Source organism: Pseudomonas sp. LM13, assembly GCF_041381355.1.
Taxonomy (GTDB): Bacteria; Pseudomonadota; Gammaproteobacteria; order Pseudomonadales; family Pseudomonadaceae; genus Stutzerimonas; species Stutzerimonas frequens.
The window spans coordinates 133,951-160,556 of sequence record NZ_JACBXH010000006.1 but is presented as its reverse complement, the minus strand read 5'-3'; the positions used below and the strand labels follow the sequence as shown (position 1 = coordinate 160,556).

At 62.1% G+C, this 26,606-nt stretch carries 27 protein-coding genes and 2 pseudogenes; 17 read left to right on the top strand and 12 right to left on the bottom strand.

Annotated elements, in window-relative coordinates; genetic code table 11:
• Window positions 1–56 precede the first annotated feature (56 nt).
• A complete protein-coding gene (locus HZR81_RS07550) occupies window positions 57–674 on the bottom strand; it encodes a recombinase family protein (RefSeq protein WP_278361836.1) in 618 nt (205 codons plus the stop codon).
• Between the two features lie 368 nt (window positions 675–1,042).
• Between HZR81_RS07550 and HZR81_RS07545 the strand changes: the two genes are divergently transcribed.
• Window positions 1,043–1,618, top strand: coding sequence for a hypothetical protein (locus tag HZR81_RS07545; RefSeq protein ID WP_278361835.1), 576 nt, complete (start codon window positions 1,043–1,045; stop codon window positions 1,616–1,618).
• A 227-nt stretch (window positions 1,619–1,845) separates the two neighbouring features.
• Here the strand turns inward: HZR81_RS07545 and HZR81_RS07540 are convergent, their stop codons facing one another.
• Window positions 1,846–3,189 carry a tyrosine-type recombinase/integrase gene (locus tag HZR81_RS07540; protein WP_500127721.1) on the bottom strand — a complete coding sequence of 448 codons (1,344 nt, stop codon included), beginning with the start codon at window positions 3,187–3,189 and terminating at the stop codon, window positions 1,846–1,848.
• A gap of 212 nt (window positions 3,190–3,401) precedes the next feature.
• Here HZR81_RS07540 and HZR81_RS07535 point away from each other — a divergent pair.
• Window positions 3,402–3,590 (top strand): annotated as a pseudogene (locus HZR81_RS07535) (L-aspartate oxidase); the annotation flags it as partial.
• Here the strand turns inward: HZR81_RS07535 and HZR81_RS07530 are convergent.
• Both HZR81_RS07530 and HZR81_RS07525 read right to left on the bottom strand, forming a co-directional pair.
• The gene (locus HZR81_RS07530; RefSeq protein WP_125868368.1) at window positions 3,559–4,014 is read right to left on the bottom strand and encodes a protein YgfX; all 456 of its coding nucleotides are present in this window, start codon (window positions 4,012–4,014) and stop codon (window positions 3,559–3,561) included. The pseudogene HZR81_RS07535 and the gene HZR81_RS07530 sit on opposite strands and share 32 nt — an antisense overlap.
• Window positions 3,998–4,252, bottom strand: a complete 255-nt coding sequence (locus HZR81_RS07525; RefSeq protein ID WP_003293594.1) for an FAD assembly factor SdhE — start codon at window positions 4,250–4,252, stop codon at window positions 3,998–4,000. Before HZR81_RS07525 ends, HZR81_RS07530 begins: the two co-directional genes overlap by 17 nt.
• Window positions 4,253–4,397: 145 nt before the next feature.
• On the opposite strand from HZR81_RS07525, the gene ygfZ reads away from it, so the two are divergent.
• The 3 genes from ygfZ (at window position 4,398) to HZR81_RS07510 (ending at window position 6,943) form a co-directional block, all read left to right on the top strand.
• Window positions 4,398–5,342 (top strand): CAF17-like 4Fe-4S cluster assembly/insertion protein YgfZ, encoded by a 945-nt coding sequence (ygfZ, locus tag HZR81_RS07520; protein ID WP_316959199.1) that lies wholly within the window; start codon window positions 4,398–4,400, stop codon window positions 5,340–5,342.
• Window positions 5,343–5,451: 109 nt separating this feature from the next.
• Window positions 5,452–6,288, top strand: a complete 837-nt coding sequence (locus tag HZR81_RS07515; RefSeq protein ID WP_125868366.1) for an HDOD domain-containing protein — start codon at window positions 5,452–5,454, stop codon at window positions 6,286–6,288.
• Between the two features lie 136 nt (window positions 6,289–6,424).
• Entirely contained in the window at window positions 6,425–6,943 is a 519-nt protein-coding gene (locus HZR81_RS07510) for a DUF4142 domain-containing protein (protein ID WP_063544747.1), read from the top strand.
• 33 nt (window positions 6,944–6,976) lie between these two features.
• Here HZR81_RS07510 and ung read toward each other — a convergent pair whose 3' ends face one another.
• Complete coding sequence (ung, locus tag HZR81_RS07505; protein ID WP_063544745.1) at window positions 6,977–7,672, bottom strand: uracil-DNA glycosylase; 696 nt, start codon at window positions 7,670–7,672, stop codon at window positions 6,977–6,979.
• 250 nt (window positions 7,673–7,922) lie between these two features.
• On the opposite strand from ung, the gene HZR81_RS07500 reads away from it, so the two are divergent.
• Window positions 7,923–9,167, top strand: coding sequence for an ABC transporter substrate-binding protein (locus HZR81_RS07500; protein WP_063544743.1), 1,245 nt, complete (start codon window positions 7,923–7,925; stop codon window positions 9,165–9,167).
• A 151-nt stretch (window positions 9,168–9,318) separates the two neighbouring features.
• On the top strand, window positions 9,319–10,137 hold the full coding sequence (locus tag HZR81_RS07495) for an enoyl-CoA hydratase (protein ID WP_102840686.1): 819 nt from the start codon (window positions 9,319–9,321) through the stop codon (window positions 10,135–10,137).
• A 110-nt stretch (window positions 10,138–10,247) separates the two neighbouring features.
• On the opposite strand, the gene HZR81_RS07490 is transcribed toward HZR81_RS07495, so the two are convergent.
• Window positions 10,248–10,682: a hypothetical protein gene (locus HZR81_RS07490; RefSeq protein WP_500127720.1), complete on the bottom strand. Its 435-nt coding sequence runs from the start codon at window positions 10,680–10,682 to the stop codon at window positions 10,248–10,250.
• Window positions 10,683–10,913: 231 nt separating this feature from the next.
• Between HZR81_RS07490 and rsxA the strand changes: the two genes are divergently transcribed.
• The 8 genes from rsxA to HZR81_RS07450 all read left to right on the top strand — a co-directional run bounded on the left by rsxA (window position 10,914) and on the right by HZR81_RS07450 (window position 18,498).
• The gene (gene rsxA, locus HZR81_RS07485) at window positions 10,914–11,498 is read left to right on the top strand and encodes an electron transport complex subunit RsxA (protein WP_011912394.1); all 585 of its coding nucleotides are present in this window, start codon (window positions 10,914–10,916) and stop codon (window positions 11,496–11,498) included.
• Window positions 11,495–12,070, top strand: a complete 576-nt coding sequence (gene rsxB / locus HZR81_RS07480; RefSeq protein ID WP_011912393.1) for an electron transport complex subunit RsxB — start codon at window positions 11,495–11,497, stop codon at window positions 12,068–12,070. The genes rsxA and rsxB overlap by 4 nt, the downstream gene beginning before the upstream one ends.
• A complete protein-coding gene (gene rsxC, locus HZR81_RS07475) occupies window positions 12,067–14,940 on the top strand; it encodes an electron transport complex subunit RsxC (protein WP_500127719.1) in 2,874 nt (957 codons plus the stop codon). The genes rsxB and rsxC overlap by 4 nt, the downstream gene beginning before the upstream one ends.
• Before the next feature lie 107 nt (window positions 14,941–15,047).
• A complete protein-coding gene (locus tag HZR81_RS07470) occupies window positions 15,048–16,076 on the top strand; it encodes an RnfABCDGE type electron transport complex subunit D (RefSeq protein ID WP_500127718.1) in 1,029 nt (342 codons plus the stop codon).
• A gap of 1 nt (window position 16,077) precedes the next feature.
• Window positions 16,078–16,851, top strand: a complete 774-nt coding sequence (gene rsxG, locus HZR81_RS07465) for an electron transport complex subunit RsxG (RefSeq protein WP_500127717.1) — start codon at window positions 16,078–16,080, stop codon at window positions 16,849–16,851.
• A complete protein-coding gene (locus HZR81_RS07460) occupies window positions 16,848–17,561 on the top strand; it encodes an electron transport complex subunit E (protein WP_200594560.1) in 714 nt (237 codons plus the stop codon). The genes rsxG and HZR81_RS07460 overlap by 4 nt, the downstream gene beginning before the upstream one ends.
• Window positions 17,562–17,571: 10 nt before the next feature.
• A complete protein-coding gene (nth, locus tag HZR81_RS07455; protein ID WP_500127716.1) occupies window positions 17,572–18,210 on the top strand; it encodes an endonuclease III in 639 nt (212 codons plus the stop codon).
• Between the two features lie 108 nt (window positions 18,211–18,318).
• On the top strand, window positions 18,319–18,498 hold the full coding sequence (locus tag HZR81_RS07450; protein ID WP_106442912.1) for a PA3496 family putative envelope integrity protein: 180 nt from the start codon (window positions 18,319–18,321) through the stop codon (window positions 18,496–18,498).
• Between the two features lie 39 nt (window positions 18,499–18,537).
• On the opposite strand, the gene gloA is transcribed toward HZR81_RS07450, so the two are convergent.
• The 3 genes from gloA to HZR81_RS07435 all read right to left on the bottom strand — a co-directional run bounded on the left by gloA (window position 18,538) and on the right by HZR81_RS07435 (window position 21,219).
• Window positions 18,538–18,930: a lactoylglutathione lyase gene (gene gloA, locus HZR81_RS07445; protein WP_500127715.1), complete on the bottom strand. Its 393-nt coding sequence runs from the start codon at window positions 18,928–18,930 to the stop codon at window positions 18,538–18,540.
• A 95-nt stretch (window positions 18,931–19,025) separates the two neighbouring features.
• Window positions 19,026–20,243 (bottom strand): argininosuccinate synthase, encoded by a 1,218-nt coding sequence (locus tag HZR81_RS07440; protein ID WP_102840679.1) that lies wholly within the window; start codon window positions 20,241–20,243, stop codon window positions 19,026–19,028.
• An 82-nt stretch (window positions 20,244–20,325) separates the two neighbouring features.
• Window positions 20,326–21,219: a flagellar protein MotY gene (locus HZR81_RS07435; protein ID WP_200600018.1), complete on the bottom strand. Its 894-nt coding sequence runs from the start codon at window positions 21,217–21,219 to the stop codon at window positions 20,326–20,328.
• Between the two features lie 162 nt (window positions 21,220–21,381).
• On the opposite strand from HZR81_RS07435, the gene pyrC reads away from it, so the two are divergent.
• Together pyrC and rnt are read left to right on the top strand one after the other, a co-directional pair.
• The gene (gene pyrC / locus HZR81_RS07430; RefSeq protein WP_270052548.1) at window positions 21,382–22,425 is read left to right on the top strand and encodes a dihydroorotase; all 1,044 of its coding nucleotides are present in this window, start codon (window positions 21,382–21,384) and stop codon (window positions 22,423–22,425) included.
• Window positions 22,422–23,096 (top strand): ribonuclease T, encoded by a 675-nt coding sequence (gene rnt / locus HZR81_RS07425; RefSeq protein WP_500127714.1) that lies wholly within the window; start codon window positions 22,422–22,424, stop codon window positions 23,094–23,096. The genes pyrC and rnt overlap by 4 nt, the downstream gene beginning before the upstream one ends.
• A 102-nt stretch (window positions 23,097–23,198) precedes the next feature.
• Here the strand turns inward: rnt and thrC are convergent, their stop codons facing one another.
• From thrC to HZR81_RS07410, 3 genes and pseudogenes are all read right to left on the bottom strand, one after another.
• Complete coding sequence (thrC, locus tag HZR81_RS07420; protein WP_500127713.1) at window positions 23,199–24,608, bottom strand: threonine synthase; 1,410 nt, start codon at window positions 24,606–24,608, stop codon at window positions 23,199–23,201.
• Window positions 24,609–24,679: 71 nt separating this feature from the next.
• Window positions 24,680–25,984, bottom strand: coding sequence for a homoserine dehydrogenase (locus HZR81_RS07415; RefSeq protein ID WP_500127712.1), 1,305 nt, complete (start codon window positions 25,982–25,984; stop codon window positions 24,680–24,682).
• 104 nt (window positions 25,985–26,088) lie between these two features.
• Window positions 26,089–26,586, bottom strand: a pseudogene (locus tag HZR81_RS07410) (GFA family protein).
• Window positions 26,587–26,606: the final 20 nt, after the last annotated feature.

Here is a 26,606-nt window from a genome sequence, read left to right as displayed (position 1 = left end):
GTTTACGCAGCAAGGGAATCATCCAGCGAGCGCCTCAGATTTCACCCAGGAACGCTCTACAGCGTCGCCCGGACCCGCTGGACCGTATTTGTTGAGCAGCCCAAGAGGCTCGCGACCGCCCGGATCGACTTCCCTTCATCGAGTAGCGTCCGAATGCGCCTGTGAAGGCCCTCGTCCGTTTTCCTTCCTCGATACGCCCCATCGGCCTTGGCCTTCTCGATTCCCTGGGCCTGCCTTCTACGTCGATCTTCGTAATCTTTGCGGGCAACTGCGGCCAGCATGTCAAGTAGCATCGTATTGATAGCCGCCAGCATTCTCCCGGTGAAGTCATCCGGTGCCGCTCGGTTGGCGCTCATGGCTTGGTGGGATGTCGGCAGATCGAGTGCGACCACAAGAACGCCCTTCCCCTGGAGTTCGGCCCGCAGCTTGGACCAGTCAGATTCATTCAGGCGGGCCAGCCGATCCACTTGCTCAACCAGCAGAACATCCCCAGGTTCGCTATCAGCCAGCAGGCGGAACAACTCGGGACGCTTGAGGGTGGCCCCGGATTCATTCTCGATGTAGTAGCCAGCCACTCGATGCCCGAAGCCCTGGGCGAACTCGCGAAGCTGGTCCTTTGCACGGGTGGCGTCTTGTTCAGTAGTGGAAGCTCGGAGGTAAGCGCGGATCAGCATGGAGGGATGCCCTGTAGCGATTTGGATGTAGCTACATTATGTGCATCGAAAAGAATAGTCAACGGGCATTATCGCTACACCCAAGAGCCACGGTTTCGGTTGGGTCCCGGTGTGGCCTTTGATGTATACCGAAATCGACACCTCAGTCGTGCTTGTTCTACGCACTGTAACCACTCCACCCCTTCAGGCCTCGCTACTCGTAGATAACAACAGCTCACAGACGCTCTGCAAGACACAACCCAAGCGCAGCGCTCTTAGAGATTCGTTAGAAATAGCCGAAAATCTCCATATCTAATCAATCTCTATTGACTCTCTACGTAGAAATGCTATTGTGAGGAGGAATAAATCCATCTTAGGAGCCGAAAAAAATGAAAAGTATCACAGCCACTTCCGACGTTACCCCGTGCCTCGTCGTCTATACCTGCAGAGGAATCGAACGAATCTTGAGAGAAGGCGGCAGCCAAGCGTGGCGCATTTCGTCGAGCCATGCCGGAAAAATGCGCTATATCGTATGCATCCAGAACCGAAACCTCGATTGGGGAAATGCGTCCCACCCACACGGGTCGGCATTCCTTATCGGAAAGATATCTGAAATCCGGAAGGTCAGCGTTTCGCCAAAAGGCGTTATTAGAAAGATTGTAGAAATAAGCGAGTACGCCGAGGTTAACATCCCTTGCGGATGGCAAAACGGACGAAATCCCATTGCTTATATGAAGCTCGGCGAGCTCGGATTGACATTGGACGAACTTGAATTCAAACCGGTGTGCTCAGCGCAAGAAACCATGAGGATTGACGGCCGTTACGAAGACGATGATGAGAACGAGGCACAATTGAATGCCTTAGAAGACGATGAGGAAGGGCTGACGATTGACCAAGCCAAAAGAAGGCTGGCTATCGGCCTCGGGGTTGGCGTCGATAAAATCGAGATCCTTATTCGCGCTTGATAGTGAACACTGTATCGGCCAATGAGATAATCGTGAACGGTCACACATGAGGCTGGCTTAAGCTTACAATCCACGCCGAAACCCAGGGGACAGCTTCCTACCTCAGTGTCGGCGGTTCGATTCCGCTCTTGGCCCCGTAAGCCGGAAGCTCAAACTCCGAAGCCGAGTATAAAGCTGGTGGCCGCTTTCACACAGCACGCAGGGGGCCTCATGGTCCCTCCGTTGCTTCACCGTTCAAGGGCCGTCTCCAGCGCCTCCTTCATCTTCTCCACTCCGACCTGTTGCCCTCCTCCGTAGAGGTCAAAGGTGATCGACTGCGAGCTGTGCCCCAGGATCGCCTGGGCAATCACAGCCGAGACCCCATAAGCCTTCAGCAGTGAAGCAATGGAATGTCTCAGCGAGTGAAACGAAAGATTCCCGCGCGCTTCGTAACCGGCAGCAGACTGGAGGGCACCATTTAGGACCGCCGAGAATTGCCCTGTACCGACATTGAAAAGCCGCATCGGAACAGCCTTTGTGGTGTCGGCAGGCTCAAGTAAACCTGGGTGTGACTTGCTCTGGACAAACCCCAGGAAAGCCTCAAGGTCAAACCCAAGGGCACCGTCTACCAGCGGGACCACTCGGACCGAATGACGATTCTTGATGCTCTTTCCGTCCCCCTCGTTGATGTCAATAACCCAGGCATTGCCAACCTGCTTAACGTCACCACTGGTCAACTGGCGTAGCTCCTCAATGCGCGGCCCAGCGATAACCCCAAGAGATAGCGCCCATCGCTCCCAGGAAGCCGCTGGAAGGCCGTTCGCATAGGCCATGATCGACTGTATCTGGTCTGGGGAAAACGCCTTGCGCTTGCTCTGGGACGCCTTGCCGGTGATCTTCAAGCCCTTGTCATAAGTTCGCTCAAGGTGCCCCGTGTTGACTGCCCAAAGCAGGACAGTAGATAGGCGAGCCAGGAGCTTGTTAACCGTAGATGGCGCTCTGCCCTCCAGTAGCTTCTCCTTGAGCCCCACAAGGTCCGACCGGGTGTGAGCCTTGATGTCCAAGCTCCCCAGAGCATCCCCCAGGACGCCGCAGGACGACTTTATGTCGCGCATGGTGCTGGGCTGTAAGTTGCCAGTCTGCTCGGCGATGTAGAGCGCCGCCAGGGCCTCGAAGGTGAGTGGCTGGTGGACGGCTTGAGGTTGTCCCTGAGGTGGACTTACAGATAGGGAAACGGACGATGCTCTGGGGCTATCAGAGACTTCCTGGCTATCTATTTCGTCTATTAACTTCACCAACTGCCTTGGGTCACCTCCCAGCCTCCTCTCAGCCGCCTGCATGATCTGCCTCGCCATGGATACGCCTTTAGCCTGAGGGACAGTCAGGGCGGCAGTCGATGCGATTCGCCCCAGGTCATCATTGAGGTCCGAGTAAGTCAGGCCCATGACATCCAACAGCTCCCACTCCGTAGGAGTCGCCAGAAGGTCCTCAGCGATGGACCGGAGGTGGTCGCGTAGCTCAGGCCATGTTGAGTCGGGATTGTCGAGGTGGAAGGCCCTGAGAGCCGTCTGGAGCTGCTTACTGGTGGTCATTGCGGTAGGTCGGTCGGTAGTGCGGAGCGAGACGGTACAGGATGCCACAGAGCCCTGAGGACGGACCCGAAGGTAATACACACCGGATCGGCGGTAGTGCCACGGTTTGGCGAGGGATGTTTCTAACAGTTTTCTAACAGTAGCGGCTTCGTGTTGCTGGCTCATCGGCTGAAACCCTTGATTCCAGTGGGTTTGAGCCTCTTCGAGGGTGGTTCTACAGCAACTACAAGGTCAGCCGCGACCTGCTAGAACTGCGGAACCTGGCGCTGGTGGCGGATTTGATGATCCGCTCGGCAATGGAGCGCAAGGAAAGTCGTGGGCTGCACTACACCCTCAATTATCCCGAGCTGCTCGCCCACGCCGCAGACACTATCCTGGTACCGCCCACCTACGCCGACTGAATTTAAGACGCACCCTCAGGCGACGATGCTGATCCTGCCGCAGCGCGTCGCAGGGCACGCAGACACTGCCGGCAAAACGGCGTCCCGGCACACGAAAACGCAGCACTATGATCAGCGGCAGCGCCAGGCTGTCCGGCAGCAGTTGTATTGGCTGCCATCCCTGCCCAGCACTCCATAACTGCCAACCGTGTTCGTCGTGGCGCAGGCCACGCCAGGCCCCTTCCGCCGACAGCAAAATGGCCTTTGGCAGCACGTACCAGGCATGTACGCCGCACAACAGCCAGCAACCCAGCGACGCCCAGCCAGGCAGGCCGGACAGGGCGATGGCCATCAGTGCGAACGACTGAACAAGCAGGTAGAAGGCGAACAGCAGCCGCGACGGCCGCCAGTGACATTCGAAGTGCTGGCTACTTGGGCTGGACACGATCGAGAATCATGCGGACCATGCGACGCAGGTCCTCGTCTTCTGGTTCGCCTCGCTGCATGAACCAGCCGAACATGTCCTGGTCCTCACAACTCAACAGCTTGCGGTAGCGACGCTGATCCTCTTCATCGAGTCCCGGATAGACTTCCTTGACGAAAGGCACCAGCAGCACATCCAGCTCCAGCATGCCGCGGCGACTTTGCCAGAACAGACGATTGAGTTCGGATTGCTCGGCCATACAACGGCTCCTTTTGAGAAGGCCGGCATTATAACGGCTGTCTCGCACTCATCAGCCGCTTTTTTCACCCGCCAGCAACGGCCACTGCGCAACCGTTTTCAGCGGCCTGCTATGATGTCCGCCCGGATTCAGACGGCGACCGATCATGACCGACACTGCTTATTTCTGCGTTCTGTCGCATGAAGGCGTCCTTGCCGTGCGCGGCCCGGATGCCAGCAAATTTCTCCAGGGTCAACTGACCTGCAATCTCAACTATCTGAATGCCGAAACATCCAGCCTGGGCGCACGCTGCACTCCCAAAGGCCGGATGCAATCGAGCTTCCGCATCGTATCGGACGACGATGGCTTTCTTCTGGCCATGGCCAGCGAGCTGCTGCAGTCGCAACAGGCGGACCTGAGCAAATACGCCGTTTTCTCCAAGTCGCGACTCAGCGATGAGTCATCCCGATGGTGTCGTTACGGGCTGTTTGGAGGCGACGGTGCGCTGGTCAGCCTGGGCCTGGACTTGCCGCAAAGTCCCGACAGCGTGGTACGAGGCACCGGCCTGATCGCTATCCGACTGCATGACGGCCGTGCAGAACTCTGGGCCTCTGATGAGGCTGAACAGGTCCGGTCCCGCCTGAGTGCGCAGCTGAAAGAGGCAGCACTTGATCGCTGGCTGCTCGACCAGATTCGCGCCGGCATCGGCCAGGTCTTCGCCAGCACCCGCGACTTGTTCATCCCGCAGATGATCAACCTGCAGGCACTTGGCGGCGTGAGCTTCAAGAAAGGTTGCTATACCGGCCAAGAAATCGTGGCGCGCATGCAGTACCTCGGCAAGCTGAAGCGCCGCCTTTACCGTCTTGCGACCCGCGGCGAGCCAGACGAACTGCCAGCGCCAGGCATCGAGCTGTTCTCCCCCGTTCACGGCTCGAGCGTTGGCGAAGTGGTGCTGGCCGCCACCAGCACAGACAGAATCGAATTGCTTGCCGTAGTGCAGGAGGATGCTGTCGCGGATGGGCGGCTGTACCTCGGCTCGCCGGACGGATTGCCTTTGGAACTGCTAGAGCTTCCTTACAACCTCGATCCTGATCGGGAAATTCAGCGTTAGTGCGAACCGGAGCCGGCACGCACGAGCCAAGAGGCGCACCATAGGGACTGTATGCAGCAGTATCTGGACAAGCGCCCGAGCGACACCGACCGACACCTAAAGGAATGACATGAGCACCCTTGCAGAGAAAGTCCAGCGTGAACTGACAGATGCGATCGAGAATGATGAGCTGGTTCTGCCCACGCTCCCGGAGGTCGCGTTGCGCGTACGCGAAGCCGCGGAAGACCCGGACATCAGCATACCGGCACTGAGCAAGGTCATCGGCAACGATGCAGCGCTCACCGCGCGCATCATCAAGGTCGTCAACAGCCCGCTGTTGCGCACCAGCCGGGAAATCGACGACCTGCAGATGGCGGTCAGCCGCCTCGGCATCAACTACACCTGCAACCTGGCGACTGGCCTGGCCATGGAGCAGATGTTCCAGGCCACCACCGATATCGTCGACCGCAAGATGCGTGAGGTCTGGAACAAGAGCACCGAAGTGGCCGCCATCAGCCATGTGCTGTGCCGTCATTACACGCGCCTGATGCCAGACCAGGCGACTCTTGCGGGGCTGGTTCATCAGATTGGTATCCTGCCGATACTGACCTATGCCGAAGAGCACGGCGCACTGCTTGCCGATTCGTTCAGCCTCAACCACGTCATCGACCGGATCCACCCCCTGGTTGGCGAAAAGATCCTGCGTACCTGGGACTTCCCCGACTCGATCGCGTCGGTGGCCGGCCAGTACACCGATTTCCAACGCAACTCCGATAGCGTCGATTACGTGGACATCGTCCAGGTCGCCACCCTGCAGAGCCACCTCGGCAGCCAGCACCCCTATACCCAGCTTGACTGGAACAACATCCCCGCCTTCAGCAAGCTGGGGCTCGACCCGAATACGCTCCTCCAGGAAGACGAAGACCTGTCAGCTGCGATGGACGCAGCGATGACGATGCTTCATTAACCCGGCCCACTCGCTCACCGTTCGCCGAGCACGAGGAACCGTCCCTGTGGCGCCTAGTCACAAAAAGGGACGGCAATCTCGCCGCATCGTGCCTCGCACCCCACTGCGCCGACACGAATCAGGTAGAAAGGACGCAATGAGCAGAACAACAACCAAGACCTTCTTCTCGGGCGCCCTTGCCCTGCTGTTCGGCTTCGCCGCGAATATCGCGCTGGCTGCCGAAGGAGATAACTTCGTCGACGAGGCCTCGGCCAAGGGCATCGCCGAAATCGAAACGGCAAAGATGGCGCTGGACAAAGGCACGTCCGAGGATGTGAAGCAGTTCGCCCAGAAGATGATCGACGACCATACCCAGGCCAATCAAAAACTTGCGCAACTGGCCCAACAGAAGAACCTCGAGATGTCCGACGAGGCCACACTGATGGACAAGGCGAAGGCGATGATTCTCCAGCTGCGTGACGGCGAGAACTTCGACGAGGCTTATGCCAACAATCAGGTCGTCGCGCATGAACAAACCATTGAGCTGTACCGGGATTATGTCGAGGGCGGCGACAACCCGGACCTCAAGCAGTTCGCCCAACAGACCCTGCCCAAGCTGGAAGAACACCTCAAGCAAGCGAAGGAACTACAGGCCAAGCACGGCCAGCAGAACTGAGGCCCGAACCCGATGCCGCAAGCCGGCATCGGGTCATACCCGGTCAGGCAGTTGCCAGTCGATCGGCTCAAGACCTTGCTGTCTCAGAAACTGATTGGCACGACTGAAGTGCCCGTTACCCAGAAAACCACGATGCGCCGACAGTGGCGAAGGATGCGCCGACTTGAGCATCAAATGCCGCGTCGGATCGATCAGTCGCGCCTTCGACTGTGCGTGCGCCCCCCAGAGCATGAACACCAGATGCGGGCGACACTCGCCAACCACCTCGATCACGCGGTCGGTGAATTGCTGCCAGCCAGCCTTGGCATGGGATCCTGCCAAGCCCTGCTCCACCGTCAGCGAGGTGTTTAGCATCAGCACCCCCTGTTCCGCCCAGCGCTGCAGATAGCCGTGAGAAGGAACCGGTAGGTTGAGGTCGCGCTTGAGCTCCTTGAAGATGTTCTGCAACGACGGCGGCGGTGCCACGCCAGGCTGCACCGAGAAACACAAGCCGTGCGCCTGCCCTGGCCCGTGATAAGGGTCCTGCCCGAGGATGACCACTTTGACCTGCTCGAGGGGCGTCGAGTTGAGCGCATTGAAGATCAGCGGCCCCGGCGGGAAGATCACCTTGCCGGCAGCCTTTTCGCGACGCAGAAACGCGGCCAGTTGCTGCATGTAGGGTTTGTCGAACTCGTCGCGCAGGGCTTCTTTCCAGCCAGCCTCGAGCTTGATGCGATCATCCTGGGTCATGAGCGGTTTCTGGATAGCCAAACGGCGGAACCCTAAGGAACGCCGGGCGCCCTTGTCAACGCCGAAACGCCTCGACCATTGCGTCACCGCAATATCATCCCCCTCCTTTAGTCATAATTGCACCTGGCTCACGGACTGATGCGGACAAGGCTTCCGATGCGCACATAAAGAGTGACGCCTACCCCAGCCGCAGGGTAAAAAAGCCAACTGCCGACAAACCAATAACAAAAGCGACAACAAGGAACATGCAATGAACCGGATTACTCTTCTGGCGCTAGGGCTGGGGTTTTGTCTTACGGCTCAGGCTGCCGATCCCATCACACTCGGCCTCAATTACCCCCGCACTGGCAGCTACAAGGAAGAAGGTCTGGCGCAGATGCGGGGCGCCCTGTTGGCCATCGACGAAATCAACGAAGCAGGAGGCGTGCTCGGCCGCCCGCTGCAACTCATCAGCCGCAATACGGCCTCACGCCCCGAGAAGGCGGTCGCCAATGTCGACAAGATGGCCGACGAAGGCGTCGCGATGCTGTTCGGCGGCGTCTCCAGCGCCGTGGCTATCGCAGCGAGCAAGCGCGCCAAGGAAAGAGGGCTGCTCTACTTCGGCACGCTGACGTACTCCAACGACACGACCGGCAAAGACGGCCACCGCTACATGTTCCGCGAGTGCAACAACGCCTGGATGAGTGCGCGCGTGCTGGGGCAGTATCTGAACGAGAACCTGCCGGGCAAGAACTACTTCTATATCACTTCCGACTACACCTGGGGCCATACCAGCGAGAGCTCGTTGCGCCAGGCTACGGGCACCGTCGACCAGAACAGGCATCCAGGTATCAAAACGGCATTTCCGGGCGCTCGCCTGTCCGATTACCGGGCAGCACTGGAGAAAGCCGCCAGCAGTAACGCCGACGTCCTGGTACTGGTGCTTTTCGGCGAGGACATGGTGCGTGCCATGCGCATCGCCGATGATCTAGGCCTGAACAAGAGGATGCAGATCGCTGTTCCCAACCTGACGCTGTCGATGGTCGAACTGGCCGGCCCCGACATCATGCACGGCGTTCTTGGCACGGAGCCCTGGACCTGGCGAGTTCCAGACCTGGAGGGTTCCGAGCGCGGCAAGGCCTTCGTCCGGGATTTCGGCGAGCGCTACCAGACCCACCCGTCGAGCTCCGCTGCCTCGGCCTATAGCATCGTTCATCAATGGGCGGATGCAGCCAAACGGGCTAGGAGCATCGGCAGCGAGCAGGTCATCGCGGCGATGGAAGACCACAGCTACACCCTGCTTAAGGATCGCCAGCAATGGCGCGCGTTCGACCATCAGAACGTGCAGTCGGTCTACGCAGTGCGCGTGAAGCCGCGCGAGGAAGTTCTCAAGGACCGCTTCAAGCAGGACTATTTCGAGATCGTCCATCGTCTGTCCGGCGAGCAGGCCGCCCCTTCGCTGACCGAGTGGCAGGAAGAGCGCCGTGCCGGCGGGCAGCCGACTAGGCTACAGTGACCTGCAACGGCAGCGCCTGACGCGAGCAGGCGCTGCCAACGGGACTTTTCTGGGACCGGTGTCCACTGCAACCTCGGCGAGCTTGGGATACAGGCGCGGAGGCAGATTCAGGCGCCGGCCGGCAGCCCTGACCTGTCAAGAGGATCTCGATATGACTACCGCACTAGAACCCTATCAAGCCGGCGTCTTCGACCTGACTCACAAGCTGACCGTGGAAAAACACGGTCACACCGCCCTCATCACCATCAATCACCCACCGGCCAATACCTGGGACCGAGAGTCGCTGATCGGTCTCAAGCAAGTGGTGGAGCATCTCAACCACGACGATGATATCTATGCTCTGGTGATCTGCGGCCAGGGCGAGAAGTTCTTCAGCGCCGGCGCCGACCTCAAGCTATTCGCCGACGGCGACCGAAACCGAGCGCGGGAGATGGCCCGGCGCTTCGGCGAAGCCTTCGAAACGCTGCGCGATTTCCGCGGTGTCTCGATCGCCGCAATCAACGGTTTCGCCCTCGGTGGTGGGCTTGAGTGCGCGCTGGCTTGTGACCTGCGCATCGCTGAGCAGCAAGCGCAGCTGGGCCTGCCGGAAGCCTCGGTCGGACTATTGCCCTGCGCTGGCGGCACTCAAGCCCTGGCCTGGCTGGTCGGCGAAGGCTGGGCAAAACGCATGATCCTCTGCGGCGAGCGCATCACCGCGGAGACAGCACTACGCATCGGCCTAGTCGAGCAGGTGGTCGAACCTGGCCAGTCGCGCGGCCATGCCCTGCTCCTCGCCTCCCGCGTGGCACGCCAGAGCCCAGTGGCGGTACGCGCCATCAAACCTCTGATCGACGGAGCACGGCTACGGGTTCCCGCCACGTTCGCGGCGGCAGAGCGCGAGGCGTTCGTCGGATTGTTCGAAGCCGAAGACACGCTCGAGGGCGTCAACGCCTTTCTCGAAAAGCGCGATCCGCGCTGGCGCAACCGCTGACGCATCCGTAGCGGGACTTGTGCAGGTCGTTCAGCTGCCGATATGACGCACCTTCGGCAGCGAAGCTCGTTCCGACTGAACGACACCGGCCTTGTCTGAATAATGCGGTTTCAACGCCGGTAGGGTCGGTACTGCTGCTGGTAGCGGCCGTCCCGGTTGTAATGAGGCCGCAGCCGATGATCGCGGCCGTCGCGAATGATGTGCGGGCGTTGCTGACGATGATCCGGGGGCCAGTGCTCGCGGCGCTCGAAACCGCGGTGACGATCGTAGTACTGCGGTGGGAGCTGGCTCTGATACCGCGGCGGCAGGTTACGTGGATACTGAGGATAGTGCGAATAAGGGCTGCGCGGATCGTACTGACGGGGACGGCTGTCATGCCGATAGCCACGGTTGTAGCCCTGGCCGTAGCCGGCACTATAACCATGGTTGTAATAGCGTGGGCTTTCAGCCTGGAACACCCAGACGCCGTCTCGCCGATCCGCCTGCGCCTGCAGGCTCGCCCCCAGGCCGAGGCACAGCAGGACCAATAATGATCGAATGCTCATGGGAACACCTCCGATGGTGTCATGGACCCCAGCTCATCAGACCACAACCAGCGGCCAGCTGCTGAAACGGCGGACAACCGGCGGCCATGTAGCGTCTGGGCCTGCTCCAGATGTCGCCGGATCAGCGCGACGGGCTGCCGCAGCTTGTATGCCCGCCGCCGCTTCCCGATAATAGCGGCCCTTTAGCCCCACGGCTCTCGCAGAGCGCGACGGAACGGGAACAGACCCTAGATGACCGAACTCGCCCTGATCATGGTTAGCGCCATTCTGGTCAACAATTTCGTGCTGGTGCAGTTCCTCGGTCTATGCCCGTTCATGGGCGTGTCGAAGAAGATCGAGACGGCCATCGGCCTGTCGCTGGCGACCACCTTCGTGTTGACCTTGGCAGCGATGTGCAGCTATCTCGTTCAGCAGTACGTGCTCAAGCCGCTGGACCTGGAATTCCTGCGCACCATCAGCTTCATTCTGGTGATTGCCGTAACCGTCCAGTTCACCGAAATGGTGGTAAACAAGACCAGTCCGCTGCTCTATCGCGTGCTCGGCATCTTCCTGCCGCTGATCACCACCAACTGCATCGTCCTAGGCGTGGCCCTGCTCAACGCCAACAAGGCCGAGTTCACCTTCCTGACCGCCACCGTGAACGGCTTCGCCGCGGGGCTGGGCTTTTCCCTGGTGCTGGTGCTGTTCGCCGCCATGCGTGAGCGCATCGCCATTGCCGATGTGCCCAGATCGTTCCAGGGCGCGGCGATCGGCATGATCACCGCCGGCCTCATGTCGCTGGCCTTCATGGGCTTCACCGGACTGATCAAGCTATGAGTGCGGTTCTCATCGCAGTGCTTGCACTGCTCGCCCTGTGCCTGCTTGGCGGTGCCATCCTCGGTTTCGCCGCCGTGCGCTTTCGCGTCGAGGGCGACCCCATCGCCGAGCAGATCAATGCCCTGCTGCCGCAGACCCAGTGCGGCCAGTGCGGCTACCCGGGCTGCAAGCCCTACGCCGAGGCCATCGCCGGCGGCGACAAGATCAACAAGTGCCCGCCGGGCGGCGAAGCGACCATCCAGGCGCTGGCCGACCTGCTCGATGTCGAGCCGGAACCGCTGGATGCCGAAGGCGGCGAGAAGCCGCAGATGGTCGCCTACATCCGCGAAGCCGAGTGCATTGGTTGCACCAAGTGCATCCAGGCCTGCCCGGTGGACGCCATCGTCGGTGCCGCACGGCAGATGCATACCGTCATAATCTCCGAGTGCACCGGCTGCGACCTCTGCGTCGAGCCCTGCCCGGTGGATTGCATCGACATGATCGAGGTCGGCAGCAACCTGCAGAGCTGGAAGTGGAACCGGCCGCTGGCGCCCGGCCAGCTGATCGCGACTGACCGGGAGCAGGCGGCATGACCTCACTCAAGGTATGGGACATCCACGGCGGCATCCATCCGCCGGAGCACAAGGAGTTGTCCAACCGCACCCCGATCCAGCCTGCGCCACTGCCCAAGCGCCTGGTCCTGCCCTTGGCGCAGCACCTGGGCGCACCGGCCGAACCCTGCGTGACGCTCGGCGAACGCGTGCTCAAGGGCCAGCAGATCGCGCTCGCCAGCGGTTTCGTCAGCGCCGCGCTGCACGCGCCGACATCCGGCGTGGTCAGCTTCATCGGCCCACAACCCTACCCGCACGTCTCGGGCATGCTCGTCGACGCAATCGTCATCGACAGCGATGGTGAGGACTGCTGGCTCGAACTCGAGCCCCACCCCGATTACCGTGCGCTGGAGCGTCCGGTGTTGCTCGAACTGATTCGTCAGGCCGGAATCAGCGGCCTCGGCGGCGCCGGCTTTCCCACTGCGGTCAAACTGACCCCGCCACCGACACAGCGCATCCGCACACTGATCATCAACGGCACCGAGTGTGAGCCGTACATCACCGCCGACGACCTGCTGATGCGCGAGAAAGCCGCCGAACTAGTGGCGGGTATCGAAATCCTCGCGCACCTGATCCAACCGCAGGACGTGCTGATCGGCATCGAGGACAACAAACCCGAGGCCGTCGCCGCGGTGCGCGCCGCCATCGGAGAGCGCCCATTCGTGCTCAAGGTCTTTCCGACCAAGTACCCCTCCGGCGGCGAGAAGCAGCTGATCCAGATTCTGACTGGCGAAGAGGTGCCCAGCGGTGGCCTGCCCGCGGATATCGGCATGCTCTGCCAGAACGTCGGCACCTGCGTTGCTATCCATGACGCCGTGCTGCTCGGCAAACCGCTGATCTCGCGAATCACCACCCTCACCGGCGAAGCACTTGCGCGCCCGATGAACGTCGAGGTGCTGATCGGCACGCCAGTCGAAGAACTGCTCGCGTTCGCCGGACTCGAGCAGAGCCGGCTCAACCGCCTGATCATGGGCGGCCCGATGATGGGCTTTACCCTGCCGTCCCTCGACGTGCCGGTGATCAAGACCACCAACTGCCTGCTCGCCAGCACGCTCGAAGAACTGCCTCCGCCGCCGCCAGCGCTGCCCTGCATCCGCTGCGGCGAGTGCGCCGAGGCCTGCCCGGTCAGCCTGCTGCCGCAGCAGCTGCATTTCTTTGCCCTCGGCCAGGAGCACGAGCAGCTCAAGGCCCATAACCTGTTCGACTGCATCGAGTGCGGAGCCTGCGCCTACGTCTGCCCGTCGAGCATCCCGCTGGTGCAGTACTACCGCGCCGCCAAGGGCGAGATCCGTGAGTTGGAGCAGAAGCAGCAGAAAGCCGAGCACTCCAAGCAGCGCTTCGAACTGCGCCAGGAGCGTCTGCGCCGCGCCGAAGAACAGAAGGAAGCCGAGCGCAAGGCCCGCGCCGAGCGCGCCGCACGCGCCAAGGCGGCGCAGGGCGAAAGCGTGCAGACGGCCTCCGATAGCGCCGCTGCAACCCCGAGCTCAGCGCCCAAATCGGGGCTCTCGGAAAGCCAGAAGAAATTGAAGATCGAAGCCAGCATGGCCCAGGTCGCCCTGAAGAAGGCCGAAAAGCAGCTCGCCGCACACGACACGCCCGAACTTCAAGCCCAGGTTGCCGATCTGCGCAAAGCCGCCGAAGCGGCGCAGCAGGCACTCGATGCCGCCATGCAGGAGAGCGCCAGCGCCGCGCCTACCGCAAAGCCAGCGGACGACGAGGCGCTGAAAAAGGCCAAGATCGAAACCGCCATGCTCAAGGCGCAGATCCGCAAGCTGGAAAAGCTCGAAGCGCCGGACGACGACCAGCAGGCCGAGCTCGCGCGTCTACGTCAGCAGCTGCACGAAGCCGAACAAACCTTGGCAGCCGCGCAGAGCGCCGCGCCCGCTCCCGCCGCCAAACCAGCGGATGACGAGGCGCTGAAAAAGGCCAAGATCGAAGCCGCCATGCTCAAGGCGCAGATCCGCAAGCTGGAAAAGCTCGAAGCACCGGACGACGACCAGCAGGCCGAGCTCGCGCGTCTGCGTCAGCAGCTGCATGAAGCCGAACAAACCTTGGCAGCCACCCAGAGCGCCGCGCCCGCCCCAGTCGCCAAACCAGCGGACGACGAGGCGCTGAAGAAGGCCAAGATCGAAGCCGCCATGCTCAAGGCGCAGATCCGCAAGCTGGAAAAGCTCGAAGCGCCGGACGACGACCAGCAGGCCGAGCTCGCGCGTCTGCGTCAGCAGCTGCACGAAGCCGAACAAACCTTGGCAGCCGCGCAGAGTGCCGCCCCCGCTCCCGCCGCCAAACCAGGGGACGACGAGGCGCTGAAAAAGGCCAAGATCGAAGCCGCCATGCTCAAGGCGCAGATCCGCAAGCTGGAGAAGCTCGAAGCGCCGGACGACGACCAGCAGGCCGAGCTCGCGCGTCTGCGTCAGCAGCTGCACGAAGCTGAACAAGCCCTAGCAGCCGCCCAGAGCACCGCTCCAGCTCCCGCCGCCAAGCCGGCGAGCGACGAGGCGCTGAAAAAAGCCAAGATCGAACTGGCGATGAAACGCGCCGAACTGAAGAAAGCCGAGAAGGCCTACGCGCAAGAGGCGGAACTCAGCCGGCTGCGCGACGCGCTGCAGGCGGCCGAAAAAGCCCTGCATGCGGCCGAAGAAGCCTCGCACAAGCCTGCCCCGGAACTGGTGCGCACCAGCAAGCCCGGTGTCGATGAGCGCCAGCGCGAACTGAAGACCGAGGTTGCCTTCGCCCGCGCCGATCTGCGCAAGCTGGAGCGAGACGAACAGACCGAGCCAACGACACTGGAAGCCGCTCGCCTGCGACTCAGCGAAGCCGAACGGCAGCTGGCGGACTATCAGCAATCGTGAGAAATGACCGCTGCACCGGTGTGCTGGTGTAGTCGCTCGACAAGTCAGAGAGATTCGAGGAAGTGGCCCAGGCCACGCCCCAAGACAACACCTTCACCGGAGAGCCAATGGCCCTGCCCCGCATCACCTCGCCCCACGCCAAGGGCGCCAACCGTACCCAGCGGGTCATGCTGCTGGTGCTCGCGGCCACCCTGCCCGGAGTGGTTGTGCTGACCTGGCTCTACGGCGCCGGCACGCTGATCAACCTCGCCTGGGCATCGCTCGCCGCACTTGCCTTCGAAGCGGCGATTCTCCGCCTGCGGCAGCGGCCGGTGGGCTTCTTTCTGCGCGACGGCAGCGTGCTGGTCACCGCCCTGCTGCTGGCCTTGGCGTTGCCGCCCTACTCGCCCTGGTGGCTGACGCTGATCGCCACCGGCTGCGCTGTGGTGTTCGGCAAGCAGCTGTATGGCGGCCTGGGCCAGAACCCCTTCAACCCGGCGATGATCGGCTACGTAGTGGTACTTATCTCCTTCCCGGTGGAGATGACCACCTGGCCGGTGCCACACAGTGTCGGGCTGAGTGCCGGCCTGCAGCATATCCTCGGTATCGCTTCGCTTCCCGACGGCTGGACCCAGGCCACCGCCCTGGATGTGCTCAAGGTGAACAAGAGCCTGACCATCGACGAACTCTGGCGCAACCCGGCCTTCGGCCACTTCGGCGGCATCGGCTCGGAAGTGGTGAACCTCGCGTTTCTTGCTGGCGGCCTGTTCCTGCTACACAAGCGGCTGTTCAGCTGGCACGCGCCAGTCGGCATGCTCGGCGCGCTGATGCTGATGAGCCTGCTGTTCTGGAACGGCTCGGGTTCCGATAGCAACGGTTCGCCGCTGTTCCATCTACTCAGCGGCGCCACCATGCTCGGCGCCTTCTTCATCGTCACCGATCCGGTCAGCAGCGCCACCAGCCCACGCGGACGCCTCATTTTCGGTGCTGGTGTCGGTGTGCTGGTATACGTCATCCGCGCCTGGGGCGGCTATCCGGACGGTGTCGCCTTTGGCGTGCTGCTGATGAATCTCGCCGCTCCCACCATCGATTACTACACCCGCCCGCGCACCTACGGCCACCGCAAGGCCGAGCGCGGCTTCAAGCTGGGCGAATGACATGATAGTTCCGGAAATCAGCCGCTCGATGCTGAAGAACGCCACGGTGCTGGGCCTGTTCGCCATCGTTACCGTGGGCGCTGTGACTCTGCTGCAGCAGGGCACTGCCGAGCGCATCCAGGCCGCTGAACGCGCCGCCCAGGTACGTGCGCTGGGCGAGATCCTCCCGGCTGGTAGCTACGACAACCATCTGCTCGACGACAGCGTGCTGGTTCAGGATCGCCTGCTAGGCAACCGAAGCCCATTGCCCGCCTATGTCGCCATCAAGGATGGACGCCCCACCGCCGTGATCCTCCAGGCCATCGCTCCGGACGGCTACAGCGGCGCGATCCATCTGCTGGTGGGTATCCATGCCGACGGCCGGGTCGCTGGCGTGCGAGTCATTGGCCACCGGGAAACCCCCGGTCTCGGCGACAAGATCGAGCTCGCAAAGAGCCCCTGGATTCGAAGCTTCGAAGGCAAGTCGCTAACGAGCCCGGAGGCCGACGGCTGGGCGGTGAGGAAGGACCGCGGTGAGTTCGACCAGTTCGCGGGCGCCACCATCACACCGCGCGCTGTGGTCGGTGCGGTGCATCGTGCCCTGCAGTACTTCGATGCACACAAGGCCGAGCTACTGGCTGCCGAAGGCGCGACGACCGAGGCCGCTGGCGACGTTTTGGAAAGCCGCACCGAGCCCGCCGAAGCCACCGTCCACTCACGCGCCGGCGGTGCCGCCACACGCGACGAATTGCGCACCACCGAGCCGGCCGCCGAGCCGCAAGGGGACCAGCCATGAGCACACCCAGCTACCGCGAACTGACCGTCAACGGCCTGTGGAAGAACAACCCGGCGCTGGTGCAGCTGCTCGGTCTCTGCCCGCTGCTCGGCGTCAGCAACTCGGCGGTCAACGCACTCGGCCTCGGCCTGGCGACCATGCTGGTGCTGACCTGCTCGAACATCGGCGTATCGCTGGTGCGCGGCGTGGTCAACACTGCCGTGCGCCTGCCGGCGTTCGTGATGATCATCGCCGCGCTGACCACTTGCATCGAGCTGCTGATGCAGGCCTTCACCTACGAGCTGTATCAGATCCTCGGCATCTTCATCCCGCTGATCACCACCAACTGCGTGATCCTCGGCCGCGCCGATGGCTTCGCCGCCAAGCACAACCCGCTGATCGCCGGCTTCGACGGTCTGATCATGGGTATCGGCTTCTGCCTGGTGCTTGTGGTGCTGGGCGGCCTGCGCGAGCTGTTCGGCACCGGCGCGCTGTTCGCCAACATGCACCTGCTGTTCGGGCCGGTCGCCAGTGACTGGCAGATCACCCTGTTCAGCGACTACAAGGGCTTTCTGCTGGCCATCCTGCCGCCTGGCGCTTTCATCGTCCTAGGCCTGCTGATCGCCCTGAAGAACCGGATCGACGAACAACTCGCCGAACGTGCCCGTGCTGCCCAGCCAGCTGCGCCGGCTGCCAGCCGCCGAGTACGGGTGACCGGGGTGATCGAGTGACCCCGTTCCGATGAATGCCGAAAAACGCCGGGAGATCTTCCGCCGCTTCCATGACGACAATCCCGAGCCGAAGACCGAGCTGGCCTACAGCACACCCTTCGAGCTGCTGATCGCAGTGATCCTCTCGGCCCAGGCCACCGACGTCGGCGTGAACAAGGCCACCGCCAAGCTGTTCCCGGTGGCCAATACCCCGGAAGCCATCTATGCCCTCGGCTACGATGGCCTGTGCGAATACATCCGCACCATCGGCCTGTACCCGAGCAAGGCGAAGAATGTCATCGAAACCTGCCGCCTCCTGATCGAGCAGCATGGCAGCCAGGTACCGGACAACCGCGAGGCGTTGGAAGCATTACCCGGAGTGGGTCGCAAGACCGCCAACGTGGTGCTGAACACCGCCTTCCGCCAGTTCACCATGGCGGTGGATACGCATATCTTCCGGGTCAGCAACCGCACCGGCATCGCCCCCGGCAAGAACGTGCTGGAGGTCGAGCGCAAGCTGATCCGCTTCGTGCCAAAGGAGTATCTGCTGGACGCGCATCACTGGCTGATCCTGCATGGTCGCTATGTCTGCAAGGCGCGCAAACCGCAGTGCGGCAGCTGCCGGATCGAAGACCTCTGCGAATACAAGCACAAGACATCTGACGATTGAGCGGATAGCGAAAAAGCCAGCCGCACGATTGAAAAAAACTTTTTTACCGCCTCCAGATTTGCCGCTATAAGGTGCGCCAAGAGCGCCCCGTAGCCTTGGAGTGAACAAGTGGCCGAGAAAGAAGACATTCAGATCGAAGACGATTTCATCGCCGAAGATGACGACGAGGGCAGCGAAGCCCCAGTCGAGGTCGCCAAGACCAATCTGACCAAGCGCCGGATCATCGACAACCTGCTCGAGGAACGACGCCTGCAGAAAGAGTTGAACGACTTCGACTTCGATCTGTAAAAGAAAAAGCCCCGCAAGGGGCTTTTTCATGCCTGCCGATCAGTCGGCTCGGGACGGAGACAGGAGTTCGATCTTGTAACCATCCGGGTCCTCGACGAACGCCAGGATGCTGGAGCCATGTTTCATCGGCCCAGGCTCACGGGTGATCTTGCCGCCACGTGCGCGGATGTCTTCGCAGGCCTTGTAGACATCTTCGACTTCCAGGGCAATATGCCCGTAGCCGTTGCCCAGCTCGTACTTTTCCACGCCCCAGTTGTGGGTCAGCTCGATCACGCTGTTGTGCGCCTCGTCACCGTAGCCGACGAAGGCCAGGGTGAATTTGCCTTCCGGATAATCCTTGCGGCGCAGCAGGGTCATGCCCAGCACCTCGGTATAGAAGGCGATGGATTTGTCCATGTCGCCGACGCGCAGCATGGTATGCAGCAATCTCATGTTCGGGTTCTCCTCATCGGCAGTGCTTGTGGCCATGCAGAAAGCAAGACCCCGGCACAGGGCCGGGGTCGGTCAGGCTCGGGTACGCCAGCTTATCAGAACTGGGTACGGCCCTTGCCCGCGGCGATGCGCATGCGCAACGCATTGAGCTTGATGAAGCCGCCAGCGTCGGCCTGATCGTAGGCGCCGCCGTCTTCCTCGAAGGTCGCGATATTGGCATCGAACAGCGAATCATCGGACTTGCGGCCGACCACGATGACATTGCCCTTGTACAGCTTCAGGCGCACCACACCATTCACGTTGACCTGGGAGGCGTCGATCATCTGCTGCAGCATGCTGCGCTCCGGGCTCCACCAGTAGCCGTTGTAGATGAGGCTGGCGTACTTGGGCATCAGCTCGTCTTTCAGATGAGCCACTTCGCGGTCGAGGGTGATCGACTCGATGGCGCGGTGGGCCTTGAGCATGATCGTGCCACCGGGGGTTTCGTAGCAGCCGCGGGACTTCATGCCGACGTAGCGGTTCTCGACGATATCGAGGCGACCGATGCCGTTCTCGCCACCGATGCGGTTGAGTTCGGTGAGTACCTGAGCCGGGGTCATGTCCTTGCCGTCGATGGCAACGATGTCGCCCTTGCGGTAGGTCAGCTCGATGTAGGTCGGGGTGTCCGGTGCGGCTTCCGGGGACTTGGTCCAGCGCCACATGTCCTCTTCGTGCTCGGTCCAAGTGTCTTCCAGCACGCCGCCCTCGTAGGAGATGTGCAGCAGGTTGGCATCCATGGAGTATGGCGACTTCTTCTTGCCGTGGCGCTCGATCGGGATGGCGTGCTTCTCGGCGTAGTCCATCAGCTTCTCGCGCGACAGCAGATCCCACTCGCGCCAGGGAGCGATGACCTTGACGCCTGGCTTGAGCGCGTAGGCACCCAGCTCGAAGCGCACCTGATCGTTGCCCTTGCCGGTGGCGCCGTGGGAGATGGCGTCGGCGCCGGTCTCGTTGGCGATCTCGATCAGTCGCTTGGCGATCAACGGACGGGCGATGGAGGTACCCAGCAGATACTCGCCTTCATAGACGGTGTTGGCACGGAACATCGGGAAGACGAAATCGCGGACGAACTCTTCGCGCAGGTCATCGATGTAGATTTCCTTGACGCCCAGGGCTTGAGCCTTGGCGCGGGCCGGCTCGACCTCCTCGCCCTGGCCGAGGTCGGCGGTGAAGGTCACCACTTCGCAGTTGTAGGTGTCTTGCAGCCACTTGAGAATCACCGAGGTGTCCAGGCCACCGGAATAGGCCAGAACTACCTTCTTAACGTCCGCCATGCCATCAGCTCCACGGGTTATACGGAAAACCTGCGATTCTACCGGTCGCGGGGCTGCTTTTACAGGGGCGGCGGACGCGCAGTCAGGAAGATGGCGCACTTGCTTCGGTCGAGGCCGTAGCGGCCGCAGCTTCGCGCTGCAGACGCAGGGTAACCCGCCGGTTCTTGGCCCGATTGGCTTCACTGTTGTTGGCCACCAGGGGATAGCGTTCGCCATGGAAGCGCACGGTGATCTGCTCCTGTGGCACGCCACTGGCGACCAGGTACTCCTGCACGGCCAGCGCACGGCGTCTCGACAGATCGCGATTGACCAGTCGATTGCCGCTATTGTCGGAGTGACCGTCGAGCTCGATGCGATTCACGCTGGGGTCGGCACGCAGGTACTGCAGGATGATGTCGAGCTTGGCACGTCCCAGCGCGTCGAGTGCCACATCGCTGCTGGGAAAGCCGATCTGCGATTGGCGCACCTGATCAAAGTTGACCGGCAACAGTTTCGCCGTACAGGCGCGATAGTCCTCGTAAGCCTTGGTGAAACGTGCCGGTAGCAGGCGGATCTCCAGTGTTTCGCCGCCATGCTGCGTGCGATGGCGCACCACCGGGCTGCGCCCTTCGAGCAGTCCGCTGAGCAGGCGACCGGCCTGCGCTTGCGTGCTGTTGAACGGAACATCGCCACCACCAATCGACACCACGCCCAGGTTGATATCGCTGCGTGACGGCTGCCACGGCGCGGCGGCGGCCAGCAGCGTGGCCGAGCCCGCGCCCAGCCAGCGTTCCGGGGAATGCAGGCTGAAAATTGCCTGCTCGCCGGCCCGACGCACGAACTGGCCGCTGCCAAAACCCGCGATGGGCTGGATCAGCCGACACTCGAACTGGTCGCCCTCCACCTGCCATTGCACACGCTCCAGCCGCGTCTGAAAGGTCAGCGCGTTGGCCGGTGAAGCGAGCAGGCACATCAGTACGAGGGGGCGCAGGCGCACGGTGGGCTCCGGGAGGATGCTGGTTCCAACTAGGTATCGGTGTCCAACCAGCAAACTTGAGCACGGTGCAGTCAGCGATCCAGCTCGCAGACGAAGGCAAGATGCCGCGACCGCCCTTTTCCGGTAGCATTCGCGCACGTTTCACCCGCCTGGAAAGCCCGCATGTCCGACCGACTCACCCTGCTGCGCCCCGATGACTGGCACATTCACCTGCGTGACGGCGCCGTCCTGCCGCATACCGTCGCGGACGTTGCGCGCCAGTTCGCCCGCGCCATCATCATGCCGAACCTGGTGCCACCGGTACGTACCGCCGATGAGGCAGAGGCCTACCGTCAGCGCATTCTGGCCGCTCGCCCAGCCGGCAGCCATTTCGAGCCGCTCATGGTGCTCTACCTCACCGACAGCACTACGCCGGACGACATCCGTCGCGCCAAGGCCAGCAGCTTCGTCCATGCGGTCAAACTCTACCCGGCCGGCGCCACTACCAACTCGGCCTCCGGGGTGACCGCCATCGACAACGTCTTCGACGTGCTGGAAACCATGGCCGAAGTCGGCATGCCGCTGTTGGTTCACGGAGAGGTCACGCGCGGCGAGATCGATATTTTCGATCGAGAGAAGTACTTCATCGACGAGCAGCTGAGCCGGGTCACCGCGAAGTTCCCAACGCTGCGGGTGGTCTTCGAACACATCACCACCCGTGACGCGGTGCAGTTCGTCCAGGCAGCTGGAGCCAATGTCGGCGCCACCATCACCGCCCATCATTTGCTGTACAACCGCAACCACATGCTGGTCGGTGGCATTCGCCCACATCTGTTCTGCCTGCCGGTGCTCAAGCGCAACCTGCATCAGGAAGCCCTGCTGGACGCTGCCACCAGCGGCAACCCGAAGTTCTTCCTGGGTACCGACTCGGCGCCCCATGCCCAGCATGCCAAGGAAGCCGCTTGCGGCTGTGCCGGCTGCTACACCGCCCATGCCGCCATCGAGTTGTACGCCGAAGCCTTCGAGCAGCGTCAGGCGCTGGACAAGCTGGAACCCTTTGCCAGCCACTTCGGTCCTGATTTCTATGGCCTGCCGCGCAATACCGACCAGATCACGCTGGTACGCGAGGAGTGGGAAGTCCCAACCAGCCTGCCGTTCGGCGAGCAGCTCGTCATACCGTTGCGAGCCGGCGAACGCCTGCACTGGCGCCTGGAGACGAACGCATGAGTGAGGAGCAGTTCGAAGACGAACTCGAAGAACACCTGCCCGGCAAGTCCCGCTCGCCCATGGCACGGCGCTTCCGTGGTTTTCTTCCGGTGGTGATCGATGTCGAATGCGGTGGCTTCAACAGCGCGACCGATGCCCTGCTTGAAATCGCCGCCGTGACCATCGGCATGGACGAACAAGGTCTGCTCTACCCGCAGGACACGCTGTTCTATCGCGTCGAGCCCTTCGCCGGCGCCAACATCGAGCCTGCCGCGCTGGAATTCACCGGCATCAAGCTCGACCACCCACTGCGCATGGCCGTTCCCGAGCTGCAGGCGATGACGGACATCTGCCGCAGCGTGCGCAAGGCAGTGAAATCGGCAGGCTGCAAACGCGCGATCCTGGTCGGGCACAACAGCAGCTTCGACCTGGGCTTTCTCAACGCTGCCATCGCCCGCTGCGAGATCAAGCGCAACCCCTTCCACCCCTTCTCCAGCTTCGATACCGCCACCCTCGCCGGCCTCGCCTACGGGCAGACCGTGCTGGCCAAGGCCTGCCAGGCGGCGGGCATCGATTTCGACGGTCGCGAGGCGCATTCGGCCCGCTACGACACCGAGAAGACCGCCGAGCTGTTCTGTGGGATCGTCAATCGCTGGAAGGAAATGGGCGGCTGGGAAGAGTTCGACGAATAGCAGAGCCAGCCCGAGGAGCCGAGGTGACGCCCTGTCTCACCGCCTCCACGCCAGAACGAAAAAGGCCAGTCGCATGACTGGCCTTTTTCGTTTGACCGCAGCCTAGAGCGGCTTGCCGCGGTTGCCGTGCTGGCCGACGAAGGCCTGCACCGCTTTGAGCTCGTTCGGCAACACTGTGCAACGCTCGCTGCGCTCGAACAGATCGGCAAGGTGCGCCGGCAACGCAAGCGCCTGACCTATGCCCGCCTTCTCCACTGCATCCGGGAATTTCACCGGATGCGCAGTGCCGAGGGTCACCATCGGGATGTTCAGGCTACGACGGCATTCACGGGCCGCATGCACGCCGATGGCAGTATGCGGATCGAGCACCTCGCCGGTTTCCTTGAACACCTGGGCGATGGTCGCACAGGTTTGTTCGTCGTCCACGGCCAGCGAGTCGAAGAGCCGGCGTGCTTCGGTCCAGCGATCCTCCTCAACCGACAGCTTGCCGCTGGCACGGAAGCCATCGAGCAGATCCGCCACGGCCTTGCCATTACGCCCGTGCAGGTCGAAGAGCAAACGCTCGAAGTTCGACGACACCATGATGTCCATCGAAGGCGACAGCGACGGGTGCAGGGTGTCCTTGTCGTAGCGGTTGCCGGACATGAAGCGATGCAGGATGTCGTTGCGGTTGGTGGCGACGATCAGCTGATTGATCGGCAGCCCCATATTGCGCGCCAGGTAACCGGCAAAGATGTCGCCGAAGTTGCCGGTCGGCACCGAGAAGGCGACCGAACGCGCCGGACCGCCCAGCTGCAGCGCGGCATGGAAGTAGTAGACGATCTGGGCCATGATCCGCGCCCAGTTGATCGAGTTGACCGCTACCAGACGGGTGCCCTTGAGAAACCCCTGATCGGCGAAGCTGGCCTTGACCATCTCCTGGCAGTCATCGAAGTTGCCTTCGATGGCGATGTTGTGAATGTTGTCGCCGAGGATGGTGGTCATCTGCCGGCGCTGCACTTCCGACACACGCTGGTGCGGGTGCAGGATGAAGATGTCGACGTTCTCGCAACGGCGGCAGCCTTCGATGGCCGCCGAGCCGGTATCACCCGAGGTGGCGCCCATGATCACCACGCGCTCGCCACGCTTGGCCAGCACGTAGTCGAGCAGGCGGCCGAGCAGCTGCAGGGCGAAGTCCTTGAACGCCAGGGTCGGGCCATGGAACAGTTCGAGCACCCACTCATTGCCGTTCAGCTGGCGCAGCGGGGCGATGGCACCATGGGCGAAGACGCCGTAGGTTTCCTCGAGGATTCGCTTGAATTCCGCATCTGGAATGCTCCCAGCCACGAACGGGCGCATGACCCGGAAGGCCAGCTCGTGATACGGCAGGCCAGCCCAGGAGGCGATTTCCTCGACGGTGAACCGCGGCAGGTTCTCCGGAACATAGAGACCACCATCGGTGGCCAGACCCGCCAGCAGGACGTCTTCGAAGTTCAGGGCCGGCGCTTGGCCACGGGTGCTGATGTAACGCATGATTCAAACCTTCGGTGTTGGCTGCGGGCGACGGGCAGGCAAACCACCTGCGCCGGCCCGCCGATGCCGGATTAGTTCAGCTGTTCGACACGGATACGCACGACCTGCCCGACCACGTCCTCGAGCGCTTCCAGCGCCGCGATGGCGTCGTCGATACGCTGCTCGACCACTCGATGGGTAACGAGTATGACCGGAACCAGGCCATCCTGAACCTCGGCCTCCTTTTGCATGATCGACTCGATATTGATGCCACGCTCGGAGAGGATGGTCGCCACCTGAGCGAGAACACCCGGATGGTCCTTGGCCTGGATGCGCAGGTAGTAGGCACTTTCACAGGCGCTGATCGGCAGAATCGGGTGGTCGGACAGCGAATCAGGCTGGAACGCCAGGTGCGGCACGCGGTTGTTCGGATCGGTCGTCAGCGCCCGTGCGACGTCCACCAGATCGGCCACCACTGCCGAAGCAGTCGGCTCCATTCCGGCGCCGGCACCGTAGTAGAGTGTGCTGCCAACCGCATCGCCGTTGACCATCACGGCGTTCATCACCCCGTTGACGTTGGCGATCAGGCGATCGGCCGGAATGAGCGTGGGATGGACGCGCAACTCGATGCCGCTATCGGTGCGTCGGGCCACGCCCAGATGTTTGATGCGATAACCCAGCGCCTCGGCATAGTTCACATCGGCCGAGGTCAGGCGCGCAATACCTTCGGTATAGGCCTTGTCGAACTGCAGCGGAATTCCGAAAGCGATGGAGGCCAGGATCGTCAGCTTGTGCGCCGCGTCGATGCCTTCTACGTCGAAGGTCGGGTCGGCCTCCGCGTAGCCGAGCTCCTGGGCTTCTTTGAGCACGTCCTCGAAGGTGCGTCCCTTCTCGCGCATCTCGGTGAGGATGAAGTTGCCCGTGCCATTGATGATGCCGGCCAGCCAGTTGATTCGATTGCCGGCCAGCCCCTCGCGAATGGCCTTGATTACCGGAATCCCGCCCGCGACGGACGCCTCGAAGGCGACGATGACACCCTTCTCGCGCGCCTTGGCAAAGATCTCGTTGCCATGCACCGCGATGAGTGCCTTGTTAGCCGTGACGACGTGCTTGCCGTTCTCGATGGCTTGCAGTACCAGCTCCTTGGCAAGGGTATAACCACCGATGAGCTCGACGACGATATCGATTTCCGGGTTGTTCACGACGTCGAAGACGTCGGCGGTGATAGATGTTGCGCCAGTGTCGCACTTGGGGTTCGGATGCCGGGTGGCAATCTGCGCAACCTCGATTCCGCGCCCGGCACGGCGGGCAATCTCCTCGGCGTTGCGTTTGAGCACGTTGAAGGTACCGCCACCGACGGTCCCCAGCCCACAGATGCCAACTTTCACCGGTTTCAAGCTGAACTCCCCATTCACAGCGAAACGACCGGACCTGCCGGTCGACAAAAGAGTCGCACATTACGAAGGGAGCCGCCGTTAGTCAATCGGCCGCGGCCGCGCGGCTAAGGCGCCGACCCGCCGAGCCCGAGCCGTTGATGCCATTGCGCAAGCGATTCATCAGGGTACTCGGCGTAACAGCGATCCTGCGTCTGTATCTGCGGCTCCACCCAGCCGGCCCTGGAGTCGAGCATGAGATGCGTATGCTCGGGCGGCACGGGCAGATCGCTATCGATCGCCGAAGCGAAAGGATGGACCAGATCCGGCCAGTTCGGATCCCACAACCACAGCGCACTGGCGCAGATTCGACAGAAGTGTCGGCGGCCGTCACTGACCTTGACCTCTCCGGTTTCGGCATCGACGAGACGCGCCTGGTAGACACCCAGATGCTAGCGCCCTTCGACCGTCAGGGTTCGATAGTCGCCACCCAGATTGATGGCATAGCCGCCCCCGCCCGCAGTCTTGCGGCAGATCGAGCAGTAACAGCGCATGAACGGATATGGCTGCGCCGACTCAAGGGTGAATCGCACAGCCTGGCAATGGCAGGAACCTTTCAGCTTCATCACGACGACCTCGTTCAGAG

Bases quoted from the DNA above. Each gene is read 5' to 3' on its own strand.
- rsxA (WP_011912394.1), top strand. From the start codon at position 10,914: ATGACCGAACTCGCCCTGATCATGGTTAGCGCCATTCTGGTCAACAAT.
- HZR81_RS07525 (WP_003293594.1), bottom strand. From the start codon at position 4,252: ATGGCCGAGCAATCCGAACTCAATCGTCTGTTCTGGCAAAGTCGCCGC.
- HZR81_RS07500 (WP_063544743.1), top strand. From the start codon at position 7,923: ATGAACCGGATTACTCTTCTGGCGCTAGGGCTGGGGTTTTGTCTTACG.
- HZR81_RS07540 (WP_500127721.1), bottom strand. From the start codon at position 3,189: ATGACCACCAGTAAGCAGCTCCAGACGGCTCTCAGGGCCTTCCACCTC.
- ung (WP_063544745.1), bottom strand. From the start codon at position 7,672: ATGACCCAGGATGATCGCATCAAGCTCGAGGCTGGCTGGAAAGAAGCC.
- thrC (WP_500127713.1), bottom strand. From the start codon at position 24,608: ATGCGTTACATCAGCACCCGTGGCCAAGCGCCGGCCCTGAACTTCGAA.
- HZR81_RS07550 (WP_278361836.1), bottom strand. From the start codon at position 674: ATGCTGATCCGCGCTTACCTCCGAGCTTCCACTACTGAACAAGACGCC.
- HZR81_RS07545 (WP_278361835.1), top strand. From the start codon at position 1,043: ATGAAAAGTATCACAGCCACTTCCGACGTTACCCCGTGCCTCGTCGTC.
- ygfZ (WP_316959199.1), top strand. From the start codon at position 4,398: ATGACCGACACTGCTTATTTCTGCGTTCTGTCGCATGAAGGCGTCCTT.
- gloA (WP_500127715.1), bottom strand. From the start codon at position 18,930: ATGAGATTGCTGCATACCATGCTGCGCGTCGGCGACATGGACAAATCC.
- HZR81_RS07460 (WP_200594560.1), top strand. From the start codon at position 16,848: ATGAGCACACCCAGCTACCGCGAACTGACCGTCAACGGCCTGTGGAAG.
- rnt (WP_500127714.1), top strand. From the start codon at position 22,422: ATGAGTGAGGAGCAGTTCGAAGACGAACTCGAAGAACACCTGCCCGGC.
- pyrC (WP_270052548.1), top strand. From the start codon at position 21,382: ATGTCCGACCGACTCACCCTGCTGCGCCCCGATGACTGGCACATTCAC.
- HZR81_RS07515 (WP_125868366.1), top strand. From the start codon at position 5,452: ATGAGCACCCTTGCAGAGAAAGTCCAGCGTGAACTGACAGATGCGATC.
- rsxC (WP_500127719.1), top strand. From the start codon at position 12,067: ATGACCTCACTCAAGGTATGGGACATCCACGGCGGCATCCATCCGCCG.
- HZR81_RS07470 (WP_500127718.1), top strand. From the start codon at position 15,048: ATGGCCCTGCCCCGCATCACCTCGCCCCACGCCAAGGGCGCCAACCGT.
- HZR81_RS07495 (WP_102840686.1), top strand. From the start codon at position 9,319: ATGACTACCGCACTAGAACCCTATCAAGCCGGCGTCTTCGACCTGACT.
- HZR81_RS07490 (WP_500127720.1), bottom strand. From the start codon at position 10,682: ATGAGCATTCGATCATTATTGGTCCTGCTGTGCCTCGGCCTGGGGGCG.
- nth (WP_500127716.1), top strand. From the start codon at position 17,572: ATGAATGCCGAAAAACGCCGGGAGATCTTCCGCCGCTTCCATGACGAC.
- HZR81_RS07440 (WP_102840679.1), bottom strand. From the start codon at position 20,243: ATGGCGGACGTTAAGAAGGTAGTTCTGGCCTATTCCGGTGGCCTGGAC.
- HZR81_RS07510 (WP_063544747.1), top strand. From the start codon at position 6,425: ATGAGCAGAACAACAACCAAGACCTTCTTCTCGGGCGCCCTTGCCCTG.
- rsxG (WP_500127717.1), top strand. From the start codon at position 16,078: ATGATAGTTCCGGAAATCAGCCGCTCGATGCTGAAGAACGCCACGGTG.
- rsxB (WP_011912393.1), top strand. From the start codon at position 11,495: ATGAGTGCGGTTCTCATCGCAGTGCTTGCACTGCTCGCCCTGTGCCTG.